At 67.5% G+C, this 14040-nt stretch carries 12 protein-coding genes and 1 pseudogene; 5 read left to right on the top strand and 8 right to left on the bottom strand.

The genetic code is table 11. The features are described 5' to 3' along the window. Window positions 1–2: 2 nt before the first annotated feature. From DBR10_RS09875 to DBR10_RS09865, 3 genes are all read right to left on the bottom strand, one after another. Window positions 3–1988, bottom strand: a complete 1986-nt coding sequence (locus DBR10_RS09875) for an OPT family oligopeptide transporter (protein WP_108504192.1) — start codon at window positions 1986–1988, stop codon at window positions 3–5. Window positions 1989–2088: 100 nt separating this feature from the next. After that, a complete protein-coding gene (locus tag DBR10_RS09870) occupies window positions 2089–2394 on the bottom strand; it encodes a hypothetical protein (RefSeq protein WP_108504191.1) in 306 nt (101 codons plus the stop codon). Between the two features lie 181 nt (window positions 2395–2575). Then, entirely contained in the window at window positions 2576–3379 is an 804-nt protein-coding gene (locus DBR10_RS09865) for a PhoH family protein (RefSeq protein WP_108504190.1), read from the bottom strand. Between the two features lie 291 nt (window positions 3380–3670). Here DBR10_RS09865 and DBR10_RS09860 point away from each other — a divergent pair, with 291 nt between their 5' ends. The 4 genes from DBR10_RS09860 to DBR10_RS09845 all read left to right on the top strand — a co-directional run bounded on the left by DBR10_RS09860 (window position 3671) and on the right by DBR10_RS09845 (window position 7397). Further along, the gene (locus DBR10_RS09860) at window positions 3671–4207 is read left to right on the top strand and encodes a gamma carbonic anhydrase family protein (RefSeq protein WP_108504189.1); all 537 of its coding nucleotides are present in this window, start codon (window positions 3671–3673) and stop codon (window positions 4205–4207) included. A gap of 111 nt (window positions 4208–4318) precedes the next feature. Further along, window positions 4319–5983 carry a choline dehydrogenase gene (locus DBR10_RS09855; protein ID WP_108504188.1) on the top strand — a complete coding sequence of 555 codons (1665 nt, stop codon included), beginning with the start codon at window positions 4319–4321 and terminating at the stop codon, window positions 5981–5983. A 56-nt stretch (window positions 5984–6039) separates the two neighbouring features. Beyond that, window positions 6040–6987, top strand: coding sequence for an aldo/keto reductase (locus DBR10_RS09850; RefSeq protein WP_108504187.1), 948 nt, complete (start codon window positions 6040–6042; stop codon window positions 6985–6987). Window positions 6988–6992: 5 nt separating this feature from the next. Then, complete coding sequence (locus tag DBR10_RS09845; RefSeq protein ID WP_108504186.1) at window positions 6993–7397, top strand: globin; 405 nt, start codon at window positions 6993–6995, stop codon at window positions 7395–7397. On the opposite strand, the gene DBR10_RS09840 is transcribed toward DBR10_RS09845, so the two are convergent. After that, window positions 7394–7942 carry a PAS domain-containing protein gene (locus DBR10_RS09840; RefSeq protein ID WP_108504185.1) on the bottom strand — a complete coding sequence of 183 codons (549 nt, stop codon included), beginning with the start codon at window positions 7940–7942 and terminating at the stop codon, window positions 7394–7396. The genes DBR10_RS09845 and DBR10_RS09840 overlap by 4 nt on opposite strands. Window positions 7943–8115: 173 nt before the next feature. Between DBR10_RS09840 and DBR10_RS09835 the strand changes: the two genes are divergently transcribed. Then, window positions 8116–9057, top strand: coding sequence for a hypothetical protein (locus tag DBR10_RS09835; protein WP_108504184.1), 942 nt, complete (start codon window positions 8116–8118; stop codon window positions 9055–9057). A 61-nt stretch (window positions 9058–9118) separates the two neighbouring features. Here the strand turns inward: DBR10_RS09835 and DBR10_RS09830 are convergent, their stop codons facing one another. From DBR10_RS09830 to DBR10_RS19925, 4 genes and pseudogenes are all read right to left on the bottom strand, one after another. After that, window positions 9119–12016, bottom strand: a complete 2898-nt coding sequence (locus tag DBR10_RS09830; protein ID WP_108556301.1) for a M16 family metallopeptidase — start codon at window positions 12014–12016, stop codon at window positions 9119–9121. Window positions 12017–12109: 93 nt separating this feature from the next. After that, entirely contained in the window at window positions 12110–13198 is a 1089-nt protein-coding gene (locus DBR10_RS09825; protein ID WP_108556300.1) for a DUF2336 domain-containing protein, read from the bottom strand. Then, window positions 13195–13824, bottom strand: a complete 630-nt coding sequence (locus DBR10_RS09820) for a hypothetical protein (RefSeq protein ID WP_108504183.1) — start codon at window positions 13822–13824, stop codon at window positions 13195–13197. The genes DBR10_RS09825 and DBR10_RS09820 overlap by 4 nt, the downstream gene beginning before the upstream one ends. A 60-nt stretch (window positions 13825–13884) precedes the next feature. After that, a pseudogene (locus tag DBR10_RS19925) lies at window positions 13885–14040 on the bottom strand (ABC transporter permease); the annotation flags it as partial.

The raw sequence follows: 14040 nt of genomic DNA, 5'->3' as shown, positions 1-14040 counted from the left end.
TCTCAGGCCTCAGCCGTCTTCACCGCCGCCTGGCGGGCCCAGCGGTAGAGGCCGAACACGGTGATCGCTGCGGCGATCAGGGCCAGGATCATGCCGACATGCTCGGACGGCGCGAAGGGCACGGCCAGGGGCTCGCCCTTGTTGCTGAGCACGATCATCCCGGCCAGGGCGACATTGAACAGGCTCTCGCCGACGATGAAGCCGGAGGCGACCAGAACGCCCAGCCGCTTGGCGGGCTCGGCGGTTCGGTCCTTGGCGACGACCTTGTCATAGATCCAGCCGGCGACGGCCCCGACCACCACCGGCGCGGTGACCGAGCTGGGCAGGTAGATGGCAAGGCCGACGCCCAGCGGCGGCAGGCTGAACTTGCCGGCGCTGGACTTGCGCAGCACGGCGTCCACGACGACCAGACCGGCCCCGATCAGGGCCCCGATCCCCAGCAGGCCCCAGTTCAGGTCGCCGCCCAGCACGCCCTTGGCCAGGGTCGAGATCAGGGTTGCCTGCGGCGCGGCCAGGGGATCATTGGCGATGGCATTGAGATTGGGCGCGCCGGCAAAACCGTTCGAGCGGTTCAGCAGTTCCAGCACCAGCGGAATGACGATCGATCCGGCGACGACGCCGATGACCAGGGCCACCTGCTGCTTCCACGGGGTCGCGTCGACCAGTTGGCCGGTCTTGAGGTCCTGCAGGTTGTCATTGGCGACCACGGCCACGGCCAGGACGATGGTCGTCACATAGAGGGCAAAAGCCACGAGGGCCTTGGTAACGTCGGGCCCGATCATGCCGCGCGCCACGGCGCCGACCATCAGCGAGGCCCCGAGCACGGTCAGGATGGCAATGCCGGAGACCGGGCTGTTGGACGAACCGATCAGGCCGGCCATGTAGCCGCAGACGGCGGCGGCCAGCATACCGGCGACAACCACATAGCCGATGCCGATGGCGACGAGCGGCGTCGTCAGGCTGACGATCGGGCCGCCGACCAGGAACTGGGCCAGGAACCAGCCGGCCGGGGCCAGCATGATCAGGGCGATCAGGCCCACGAGGGTGATCGGGATGTCCTGTTCCGAGCGGGGCAGGGCCGCGCCCCCGGCCTTGCGGGCCTTGCCGGCGTCGAGGGCCGAGGTCAGGCCGCTCCAGATCGGCGCGGCCAGCTTGCCCAGGGTCCAGATGGCGGCGGCACCGATCACGCCGGCCCCCATGAATCGGACCTCGGTCTTCCAGACGGTGAGGGCATGCTTGGCGGCATCGGCCCCGTCCATCGGGTGCAGGCTGGTCATGATCGGGACCAGAATCACCCAGGCGATGGCCAGGCCCGCGAACATGGCGATGCCGACCGTGATGCCCATCAGGTGGCCGGCCCCCATCAGCGCCAGGGAGCTGGAGGCACCGATGCCGGTCGCACCGGCACCGGCCTTGAAATAGGCCGAGACCTCGGCGGCGAAGATCTTGGCGGCGGCGAGGGCCGCGAACAGGGCCGAGGCGATGGTGCCTGCGGCGACCGCCAGTAGGCCCGCTTGCCCCTCGGCTGCGCCTTCACGCGAGCCGGTGCCGACCTTCAGCACCTCGGCGGCGGCGACGCCCTCGGGGTAGGGCAGGTCGGAATTGGTCACCAGGGCCCGGCGCAGCGGGATCGTGTACATCACGCCCAGAACGCCGCCGACGACACAGGCCCCGAAGGTGGGCAGGAACGGCACATTGGCCCACCAGCCGATCATCAGCAGGCCCGGCAGGACGAAGATCACCGAAGACAGCGTTCCCGCCGCCGAGGCGATGGTCTGGACGATGTTGTTTTCCTGGATGGTACCGGTCTTGAACAGCCGCAGCAGGGCCATCGAGATCACCGCCGCCGGGATCGAGGTGGCGAAGGTCAGGCCGACCTTCAGGCCCAGATAAACCTGGGCCGCCGTGAACACGAGCGTGATCCCGATCCCGAGCAGGACGCCCCGCGTGGTAAACTCCGAGCGGGGGACAGAGGCGGCATCAGCCATGAAGCGGTCCTGAAAACAGTTAAGGCGGCCGGACCTTGCACGCCCGACCGCCTCAAACTCAAGTCTTGATGCGCATTTCGCGCAAGATCCGGAACGCGCCTCAGGCCGGGGCGGTGCAGACCTCATAGACGCGCTTGGCCAGTCGCTCGTCCTGTTCGTGGGCGGCCAGCAGATAGGCATCCTTGCAGCGGTTGGCGTTGATCAGGGCTGCCGCCCGCACAGCGCGCTTCCATTGAGCCTGGGTGGCTCGGGCTCCGCCTATGGCGGTCAACTGCCGGCTCCAGAGGTCGAACTGACTCATTCGCTCTGCGCCAGATTGCGGAATGACAAACTGCTGCGCCGCGACCGGCGAAGCGGCCGAGGCCATGAGCAGGGTTGCAACCAAGGCGGAACGGAACAGCGACATCGATTGTCTCCTGACGTCCAGGCGGGCGGGACCTGCCTTCAGCAGGCGCGCTCAACTCATGAGAGACTGATCCCGGCGGGCAAAACTTTCAAGAGTCATTCGCCGTCTTTCGGGGACGCCAGACGGCAAACAGGCCGGCTTGGGGCCGGCCTGTCCGTCGAAGGTCCGGTTGGTTCCGGCGTTACAGAACGCCCAGCATCTCCGCGACGAGGGGGTGGCGGACGATGTCGCGATCGGCGAGGCGGACCACGCCGATGTTTTCGACCGCTTCAAACCGCGCCGCCACGTCCGCAAGACCGGAAATACCGGGCAGCAGGTCGGACTGGTTGGGATCGCCGGTCACGACCATGGTCGAGTGCCAGCCCAGCCGGGTCAGCAGCATTTTCAGCTGCATGTAGGTGCAGTTCTGGGCCTCGTCGATGACCACGAAGGCGTTGTTCAGGGTGCGACCGCGCATGAAGCCGACCGGGGCGATCTCGATGGCGCCTTCGGCCATCAGGGCCCGCATCCGGCGGGTCGAAAGCCGGTCGGTGAGGGCGTCATAGAGCGGGCGCAGATAGGGGGCCAGCTTGTCTTCCATGTCGCCGGGCAGGTAGCCGATCGACTCGCCGGCCTCGACGGCGGGGCGCGACAGGACGATGCGGGCCACCGTTCCGGCTTCGAGGGCCTCGACCGCCTTGGCGATGGCGATATAGGTCTTGCCGGTTCCGGCCGGGCCGAGCGCCATGACCAGGTTCTTCTTGTCGATGGCCTCCATCAACTCCGCCTGGCCGGGTGATTTGGGTTTTATGGTCTTTAGATAGCTCTGATCTCGCTCTGGCCCTTTGGCTGGCCCTTCATGGCCCAGGGGTGACCATCCGTTCCCGCGCTCGCGATGATCGACCGGCAGACGGCGCACCTTGGCGTCATCCGAAAAGTGGCCGGTCTCGATCGCGCCTTCGCGCGCCATACGCTTCAGGGCTCGCTTGGTCATGAAAGCCTCCATTCAGGCATGAAAAAAGGACGAGGCCGTATGGCGTCGTCCTTGGCGGTGGGGAGGAGATGTACGGAGACGGGTGCGCCACGAGGCGCGGCACTGGGCCGGGAAGGCGGGGGTCTCAGAGAACGCCTGAACGCCAAGAGCGACACCGTGGTCTCCGTTGCCGGGAGCCGGGACCGAACATCGGCCCGGTGTGAATCAAGGCTTTTACCCCGTCGATTCGCCCGACTAGGATGATGCTAACGTGGTTTATCAGAGATTAATCAAGCCGCGATTTTCAGGTTATGGGGCATACGGATGACTGTCTATTCATTGGGCACTGCAAGGCCGGAGCTGCCTGGCCAGGGTGAATACTGGATCGCGCCGACCGCCTCGGTCATGGGCAATGTCGTCCTCAAGAAGAACGCAAGTATCTGGTGGGGAACGGTTATCCGCGGGGACAACGATCCCATTGTGATCGGTGAAAACAGCAACGTTCAGGACGGATCTGTTCTTCACACGGACCATGGCGCGCCGCTGACCATCGGTTCGAACGTGACCATCGGTCACATGGTGATGCTGCACGGCTGCACGATCGGCGACGGCTCGCTGATCGGAATCGGGGCCATTGTCCTGAATGGCGCGAAAATCGGCAGGAACTGCCTGATCGGTGCCGGTGCCCTGATCACCGAGGGCAAGGAGATCCCTGACAACAGCATGGTCGTGGGGGCCCCGGGCAAGGTGGTGCGCGAGATCGGCGAGCAGCATGCCCTGATCCTGCAGGCTTCGGCGCTGCACTATGTGGAGAACTGGAAGCGGTATGCCCGCGAGATGGTCGAGCTCCGCCCGGACTGACCGGCGGGCCCTGCAGTTTCGCCGGTGCCTGACGGGCACTCTTGTGCCGAATGAAAAGCCGCGCCACTCTCTGTCTTAACAACGATAACATTCAGGGAGGGCGTCGGGGCCATGGCCAGTGAACGCTTCGATTACATCGTCATCGGGGCCGGTTCGGCCGGCTGCGTGCTTGCGGCCCGTCTGACGGAAGACCCCAATATCAAGGTCCTGCTGCTGGAGGCCGGCGGCAAGAACACCTCGATCCTCGTCAAGATGCCCGCCGGCGTTGGCGAACTGATCAAGGCCAAGGGCGAGCAGAACTGGGGCTTCTGGACCGAGGCCGAGCCGCACCTGGATGATCGCAAGCTCTGGTGGCCGCGCGGCAAGGGGCTGGGCGGCAGCTCGGCGATCAACGGGATGGTCTATATCCGCGGCCATGCGCGCGACTATGACCAGTGGCGCCAGATGGGCCTGTCGGGCTGGTCCTATTCGGAAGTCCTGCCCTATTTCAAGCGCTCGGAAACGCACCATGCCGGCGGCGATGCCTACCATGGCGGCGCGGGCCCGCTGCATGTATCGAAGGGCGAGTCGCCCAGCCCGTTCTATCCGGCCCTGATCGAGGCCGGCCGTCAGGCGGGTTACAAGACCACCCGGGACTTCAACGGCTACCAGCAGGAAGGCTTTGGCCCCTACGACCTGACGATCCGCGACGGCAAGCGCTGGAGCGCGGCGGCGGCCTATCTGACCGAAGCCCTGTCGCGTCCGAACCTGACCTGCGTGACCGAGGCCCGCACCACCAGGATCCTGATCGAAAAGGGCCGGGCGATCGGCGTCGAATATGTGGTCGGCAAGGGCGGAGCCAAGGCCGTGGCCCATGCCGATGCCGAGGTCCTGCTCTGCGCCGGAGCGGTCCAGTCGCCGCAGATCCTGCAACTGGCGGGGATCGGTGATCCAGACCTGCTGCGCCAGCACGGCATCGACGTCGTCCACGAGTCGAAGGGCGTCGGCGCCAACCTCCAGGATCACCTGGATGTCTGCGCCTCATGGACGGCCAAGAACCTGACCACGGCCTATTCGGCCAACAAGGGGCTGAAGAAACTGGCCACCGGCCTGTCCTACATGTTGCTGGGCCAGGGCCTGGGCCGTCAGCAGTTCCTGGAAAGCGGGGCCTTCATCAAGTCGCGGCCGGATCTCGACCGGCCCGACCTGCAGATCCACGGCGTGCTGGCCATCATGCAGGATCACGGCAAGGTCGTGGTCGAGAAGGACGGCTTCACGCTGCACGTCTGCCAGCTGCGCCCCGAAAGCCGGGGCAAGGTCGGGCTGCGCTCGGCCGATCCGTTCGATGATCCCACCATCCTGGGCAACTATCTGGCCACCGACGAGGATCGCCGCGCCCTGCGCGAAGGCGTCCGCATGGCCCGCGAAGTCGTGGCCCAGGCCGCGCTCGATCCCTATCGCGACGCCGAATACGCCCCTGGGGCCGATGTGCGCAGCGATGCGGACCTCGACGCCTGGATCCGCGCCAAGTCGGAGACCATCTATCACCCGGTCGGCACCTGCCGGATGGGCACGGCCGGCGATTCCATGGCGGTGGTCGACGACCAGCTGCGGGTCCAGGGCCTTGCCGGCCTGCGGGTCATCGATGCCTCGGTGATGCCGACCCTGGTGGGCGGCAATACCAATGCGCCGACCATCATGATCGCCGAGCGCGCCAGTGACCTGATCCGCGGCAAGACCACGCTGGCGCCGATGGATGTGCCGGTCTTCGAAGACGGTCGCGCCGTCGCGGCCTGATCCAGTCCTGACCGGGGACCTCTCGCGGGGCCCCCGGTCGATCCCGGGAGTTTTCGATGCAGCGTCGCCCGCTCGGCCGTTCCGGCCTGTCCACCGCGCCCCTGATTTTCGGAGGCAATGTCTTCGGCTGGACGGCGGACGAGGCGACCTCGCATCGTCTGCTCGGCGCCTTTGTCGACGGCGGCTTCAACGCCATCGACACGGCGGATGTCTATTCTGCCTGGGTGCCGGGCCACACCGGCGGCGAGTCTGAAAGCGTCATCGGTCGCTGGCTGAAGGCGCGGGGCCGTCGCGACGATGTGCTGATCCTGACCAAGGTCGCCATGTGGCCCGCGCGGCCGGGCCTTTCGGCCGCCAATATCGAGACGGCGGTCGAGGAGTCGCTCCGGCGGCTGCAGACCGACCATATCGACCTCTACCAGTCGCACCGCGACGATGCCGACACGCCGGTTGAAGAGACGCTCGAGGCCTATGGCCGGCTGGTCAGGGCCGGCAAGGTACGGGCGATCGGGGCCTCGAATTTCACGCCGGAGCGCCTGGCGCAGTCCCTCGGCGCGTCGTCGGCGGCCGGCCTGCCGCGCTACGAGACCATCCAGCCGAAGTTCAACCTGTATGACCGGGTCGAGGTCGAGGGGGCCCTGGACCGGCTGACCGAGGCCGAGGGCCTCGGCATCATTCCCTTCTACGGCCTCGCCTCTGGGTTCCTGACCGGCAAGTATCGCACCGCCGCCGATGTGGACGGGCGGGCGCGGGGCGCGACCATCAAGCGCGACTATCTCAATGCCAAGGGGCTCAAGGTCCTGGCGGCCCTCGACGCCGCCGCCGCCGCGACCGGAGCCAACCCGGCCCAATTGGCCCTGGCCTGGATCATGGCCCATCCGGCGATCACCGCGCCGATCGCCAGTGCGACCTCGGTCGAGCAGCTGGAGGAACTGATGCAGGCCGCGCGACTGGTCCTGCCGGCGCAGATCCTCGCCGACCTGGATGCTGCCGGTCGGGACTGAGGCTTATGGACGGGGCGCTGATCGAAGAGACGTTCGAGCTTGCGGCCGAGCTTTGCGAGGATCTGACCCCGCTGGTCTATGCGCGCCTGTTTGCCCGGCATCCGGACATGGAGGCGCTGTTCTGCATGGACCCTGACCAGCAGGTGCGGGGCGAAATGCTGTCCCAGGTGATCCGCGCCATGCTGGATTTCGTCGGCAACCGCCAGTACGGGGCGAACCTGATCCTGAGCGAGTCGATGAACCACGAGGGCTATGGTGTGTCGCCCGCCGTGTTCGGAACCTTCTTCGGCGTCGTCGCCGAGACCCTGCGTGACGTGCTGGGCCAGGCCTGGACCCCCGGGATCGCCGGGGCATGGCGCGAGTTGCTTGAGGCCCTTGAGGCCTGTGTGGTCGATCCGACCCGGAGCTAGGCGATCCGTCGCCCGTGCAGGGTGGCAAGCCGCAGCTGCGGGCCTTCCTGGTTTGCGATGCCGAGCGGCTGGATCGATCGGACGCCCAGTTCGTGGGCCGGTCGCCCCATGAGGCGCTGGATCATGGCGATGGGCTGGTAGAGGCCGATGAACCGGTCGGTCTCGCCGGTGGTGCCGCGCAGCGGGGCAAACAGCACTTCCATGCCGACCGAGGGCACACCCAGGGCCCGGATGTCAGCCGTGATGACGACGGGCTGACCGCGGCGGCGAGCGATCTCGAGTGCCGACTTCACCTCGAGGCGATGCGACAGGGCCCAGAGGCTCAGCATGTCCTCGCCACGCAGACCGCGAGCATGCAGGTCCGTGAGGAATCCCCCGGCCAGCCGGAAGGGCATGTGGCCCGCGCGTTCGCGGCCGACCATGAAAACCTGGGGCAGGAGGTCGGTGAAATCGCCCGGATTGACGTCCATGCGCGCGGGGGCGACGGCGTCGCCTTTGCGATCACGCCAATAGTCTATCAACCGTTCCGTGCTTGGATGGAACATCGTCGTCCCCTGGCGGGCCCATTCACGGCTGTTTTCGGCCGCACGGACCTTGCTGGGAGATCTGGACCACACCGGTTTTTGTCCCGTTTTGACCCAGGTCGGACGGAATGAGCGGCGCGGTCCGTTTCTTGCTGGCCAGACAGCCGGACGACGTCGTGTGAAGGGGAGACGCCATGAAGGCGCCGAAACGATCGATGCGTGGCCTGGTGTCGGGGCTCGGCGCCCTGATGGGAAGCCTGTTGCTGGGCGGGGCAGCCTATGCCCAGTGCAACAACGGCTGCGCACCACCGCCGCCGCCTTCGAACTGCTGCGCGCCGCCGCCGGCTCCGCCGCGGCCTCCGACCCCGCCCAGCACCCCCTGCTGCACGCCGGGCCACAACGTCAATATTCCGGGCGTCAACGTCAATGTCGGCGCGACCGTCATCGTCAACGCCAATGCCAACGCTTCGGCCGGCGCGACCTCCGGGGCCTATGCCCGCGCCGGGGCCGGCGGCTATTCGGGTTCCACCGTCTATTACGGCGGCGGCAGCCACGGCGGATACTATTCCGGTCCGATGTCGACCGGCTATATCCAGGGGCTGAACGTCGAAGGCGGCGAAGCCCGCCGGCGCGCCGGCTATGAGGCCACGCGCACCCGGATCAGCCGGGTCATCGTCCGGGCGGTCTGCCTGGATGACCGCGATGTACCGCACCCCGCCTCGCAGGTGACTCCCGATCGCGAGATCGACCAGGCCTATGACGGCGAGCTCTATCGCTGCATCGCCGGCTCGCGCATGCAGTATGTGATCGGCGACTACAGCGGCACCATGGACATCAGCACCGCGCGCGGCGGCCAGACCTTTGTCTGCGGCAAGAACGAGGCGCTCTACTATACGCCAGGCCAGTCTACGGGCACCCAGACCGGTGCGGCTGGTCAGCTCAGCTGCCGTCCCCAGCGTCCGGCGCGCGACTGCAATGAACGCTCGTTGCTGCGCCGGTTCGGGGCCGGTGTGAAGATCCTGACCCTGCTGACGACCGAACGCTACACGGCCTATCGCGACGAGACGGTCCGTGAGGTCGGCGGGTCGTCGATGAGCTTCAGCCTCGACGGCGGGGTCGGCGGCGTCGTCTACTAGACCCGGCACACCCCCAAAAGATCAGGCCCTCCCGCCGCACCGCGGGAGGGCCTTTTTGTGCCTACTTGCCGGCCGGCTTGGCCAGGACCGTCCACGACTTGTCCTCGCCGAGGAAGGTCCGGGCGGCTTTCTGGACATCGGCCGGGGTGACCCGCTCGAGGCCCGAAACGACCGACCGGGTCGAGTCCAGCAGGCGTGGATCGGCCTGGGCGCCCGACAGGACGCCGAGCCAGTATTCATTGGTCACCCGGGCCTTTTCGATCTGGTCCAGGCGGGGCTTCTTGGCCCGGTTCAGTTCGTCGGCCGTCACCGGCTTGTCGCGCAGGTCGGCGGCGATCTGGCGGATCGAGGCGATCACACCGTCCAGCTTCTCGGGCGGCACCTCGACACTGACCGACAGATAGCCCCAGTCATCGAACACCACACTGTGGGTCGCCGAAGCCGAGGGCGAATAGGTGGCCCCCTGTTTCTCGCGCAGTTCGTCGGTCAGGCGCAGTTGCATCACCTGGGCCAGGACCGAAACGTCGCGAGCCCGCTGGAGATCCGAGAACAGGTCATCGGTCCGCCAGGCCATGAACAGCTGGGCCTGGTCGGCGCGGCCCTTGTGAGGGATCACCACCGGCGTCTTGGACGGGGCCGGGAAGGCGACCTTCCGGGCGGCCGCAGGTTCAGCCACAGGCTGCCGGGTCGGCAGGGCCCCGAAGGTCTCGGCCACGGCCGCAATGGCCTTGTCGACCGTCACGTCCCCGACGATCACCACCTCGATCTGGCCGGTGGCCAGCGGATTGGCAACCGCGCCCTTCAGGGTGTCGAGCGAGGCTGCGGCGATCTCCTCGCGTGAGGGGAAGGTCCAGCGCCGGTCGCCGCCGTGCATCAGGCCGTTCAGGTCCCGGCCGATGACGCCGCCGCTGGTGGTTTCCAGCTGGTCGTGGATCGTGCCGTAGAAGGTCTTGATCCGCGAGAAGGCTTCGGGACGCCAGCCGGGCTCGGCCGTAAAGGCGGCGAGCACCTGCAGTTCGGTGCCGATGTCATCGCGGCGCGTGCGGCCTGACAGGGTAAAGGCGTCGTCCTCGACCCCGAGGCTGGCGTTCCAGATCTTGCCGTTCAGCACCCGCTCCATGTCCTGGGCGCTGATCTGCTTCAGCCCGCCCTCGATGAAGGACGAGCCCGACCAGACCGGACTTTGGGTGGTGGTCGGCAGATCCAGAAGGCCGTGACCGATCCGGGCCTTGATCAGGATCTGGTCGTCTCGGAACTTGGTCGGTTTGACCGTGAGGCGCACGCCGTTCTCGAACCGGACGAACACGGTGTCGAGGTCGGGGACGTCCTTTTGCTCGGCCACCTTGCCGATGGTGCCGAAGCTGGCATAGGGCCAGAGCGTCGTGGCCGGCGCGGCGGGCGCGGTAACGGCGATCTTTCGCGACTCGGCCAGGGCTCCCTGAACCGCCGCTTCACCGCCCTCGATATTGGTCGGCGTCGGGATCAGGACCAGAGGGCCCGAACCGGTGAAGGTGGCTTTCACCGCGGCGGAGACGCGCTCGGCCGTCAGGCCCTTCACCGTCTCGTCGAAGGCGGCCAGGTTCTGGCTGGGGCTGGTTACGGTCTCGCCGCTGCCGAGCGTGCCGACAATGGCCCCGGCCAGGGCCGTCGTTCGCTGGGTGGCTTCACCCGAGACGGCCGCGACCAGTGAGGCGCGCAGGGCGGCGATCTCGCGGTCCAGTTCGTCCTGGCGTACGCCGAACTGCACGATCCGGCGTTGCTCCTGTTCGAGCGCGGACAGGGCCTCTTTCCAGCGGCCCGGCTGGGCCGTCGCCCCGAGGGTGGTCAGGCGCAGGGCACCGTACTGGTCACCGCTATAGCCGAAGCCCGAAAGGAAGGGGGGATCGCCCGCGCGGCTCAGGGCCTGCAGACGACGGTTCAGCACGGCAAATCCAAGGTTCTGCAGGGTGTCCTGCTCGTCCGTGGCCCGCGTCTCGATCCGCTTGTCCGGGAGGCCGGCCCACGACATCTGGACCGAAAGGGCCGCGCCGGGCTCGACGATCAATCGGACGCTCTCGCCCCGCCTGGCCACCTTGCCGACATCGGGATCAGCGCCGGCCGGGCCCTTGGCGGTCCAGTCGCCGAACCGGGCCTTGATGCGGGCTTCCATGGCGTCGAGATCGAAATCGCCGACGGCGACGATCACCGCCCGTTCGGGACGGTAATAGGCCTGGTAGTAGTCGCGGATACGCTGGGCCGGTGCGGTCTTGAGAACCTCGGTCTTGCCGATGGGAATGCGTTTCGGTGGCAGCTGGCCTTCCATCTGGAAGTCCATGCCCTTGATCGCGACGCGATAGCCGGGCGTGTCGCGGGCCCGTTCTTCCGACAGGACGACGCCGCGCTCGCGGTCCACCGATTCCGGCGCGATCGTCAGTTCCCCGGCCGCCTCCCGCAGCAGCATCAGCGAGGTGTTGACGGTGTCGTCGTCGGTCTTGGGCAGGTCCAGCTGGTAGACGGTCTCGTCGAGGCCGGTCGAGGCGTTGGTGTCGGCCCCGAAAGCCAGGCCATGGCGCTCGAGAATCTTGATCATCTCGCCTTCAGGCACGTTCTTGCTGCCGTTGAAGGCCATGTGCTCGAGGAAATGCGCCAGACCCTGCTGGTCGTCGGCCTCCATCATCGAACCCGTATCGAACCACAGGCGCAGGGCGGCCTGGCCTGGCGGCGTGGCGTTCTTGCGCAGCGCATAGCGCATGCCGTTGGGCAGGACGCCGAAGCGCACGGCCGGGTCGGGCTTGAGGTCGGAGAGTTCGTGCGCCCACTGGCCGCTCTTGATCTGGGCCAGGGTCGGTCCGGCCGGCTGCGGCGCAGCGGCCACGACCTTTGGGCCTTCACCCAGCTTCGGCAGGCTTGGAAGGGACGAGCAGGCGGCGAGGGACAGGCCGGCAGCGGCGAGCAGCGTCAGGCGCGAGGCGCGAATCATAAACGACCCAGGGTTTGGTGAACTTTTTCTCAGCTCACCTTGGCCGGGGCAGAAGGCGCAAGCAAGGCATTGGAGGCCTTGCCTGTGCCCACATCAGGCGGCGGCGACGTCGCCGGTCTGGCGGCGCAGACGCCAGAAGCGGATGGTCCGCATGGCCGCTTCGCGGGACAGGGCAGTGTAGAGCTCGCCATAGGCCTTGGCCTTGCCCATCACGTCGTCGGCAGGGTCGAGGATCAGGAGCGCGAAGGTCAGGAACAGCGCGCGGTCGAAGGCGGCCGCACGGCAGACGATGGCCAGGGCATCCAGTTCCCGCCGCTCAAGGATCTTTCGCGCGGTGTGGAAGTCGATCTCGGCCAGGTCGGAGAGGGCGACCAGGAACAGGGTCTGCTTCTTGCCGCGCAGCATCCCGGCCAGCGCCTGGGGCGAGATGCCGTTGCGGGCCTTCAGGGCGCGGAATTCGGCCTCGGCCGCAGCGTGGTCGGCCGGCAAGGCCCCGTCCAGGGCCGCGACACGCTTGCGGCCGGCGCTGAGGGCGGCCTCGAGCGTCGCGGGGTCCATGTCCGCATTCTTGGCCATGATCCGGTCGCGCAGCTTGGACTCGACCATGAAATACATTTCGTTCAGCAGGTCGACCGGCAGGCTGTGGCGGTCGATCACGGCTTCATGCAGGGCGGGGTTGGCGGCCGCCCGGTCGACCACGGCCTCATGGGCTGCGCGCGACAGCACCGCGCCCTCGTTGCGCAGCAGCACGCCGACCGTGTCGTCGTCGCCGCGCTGGATCACCACGTCCGAGACGGAGCTGGGCACGCTGGCCCGTTGCGAGATGGCGCGCAGGTGATCCTGACCCTGGGTCCGGGCCACATGCAGCAGGTCGTCTTCCGACAGGGCCGATGACCGTTCGAGGATCGGCCGGGCGACGGCGATGCTCTCGACAGCGAGAACCCGGCTCAAGCCTCGCGGCGGTGTGGCGGCCTGGCTCATGCGCTGGGCCAGCTCGACCTTGACCGCTTCTTCCATTTCGCCGGCCAGCTGCGACATCACATCGTCAAACAGGCCCATTTCGACCTGGTTGTGCGCGTCGCCGGTGAAGAACAGGTCCGTGACGCCACGCAGAAGTTCGCGGCGCTTCTCGCTGGACGGCTCATCCGCCAGGGCAATCAGATCATGCAGACGGGATTTCATCGGAGCGAAAGGTCCTTGCCGGCATCGCGTTCGGCCTCGTTCCCTGCAGGGCCGCCGGCCAGCCACTCTGCCGAGCCGTGCCGCGGGGGCTCGCCCCGGGCTGCAGGCTGTGGGTCGGAGGGCGCGATGAACACCATGCCGTTCGGCTTGAGCGGCGGCAGGGCGTCAGGTTGCAGGCCGTACTGGCGGCCCACGGAATAGGTACGCGACAGGCTCGGACCCAGGGCGTCTGAAGACGGTGGAGCCATGGCCACCTGGGACGGCGAACCGGCCGGGCGCGGCGCTGCCGCATGCGCCGGCGCGTAGAGGCTCGTCGGCAGGGGGGCGGCCGGTGCAGCTTGCGGTGCCGGCTGGGCCGGAAGGGCTCCGAGCTTGCGCCATGGCGCTGATGGCTCTGGGGCTACGGGCGAAGGCGGGGCGAAGACCGGGGGCTGTGCAACGGGCGGCGGCGCGGCGTCCTGCGCTTTGCCCGACCAGGCCAGCATCGGGCCATTATAGGCTGCGGTACCGTCCGAAGCGGTCGCCGGCCGGTCCGACCGGGGGCCGTAGCGGCTTTCGCGCACGTCGCGAGCCTGCGCGGCCGAAGCGACGCAAGCCAGAGCAACGATGACGACGGCAAGACGCATGCTAGCAGGGCCCATCTGAATCCTAGACTCAACCCCTAGTCCAATCGGCTTAACCTCGACCTAACGTCCCCGCCACCAGGCCAGTAATCGGCGCTCGACGACCTCCATGAGGGCATGGAGTCCGACGCCCAGCAGGGCCAGGGTCAGCAGGGCCGCGAAGACCCTGGCGGTCTGCAGGCGGTTGTAGGCTTCCAGAATGCGCCAGGCGAGGCCCTG

This window comes from Caulobacter sp. HMWF025, assembly GCF_003060965.1.
Classification (GTDB): Bacteria; Pseudomonadota; Alphaproteobacteria; order Caulobacterales; family Caulobacteraceae; genus Caulobacter.
Note: the sequence above shows the minus strand (reverse complement) of the source record. Positions and strands in the feature narration are given on the sequence as shown.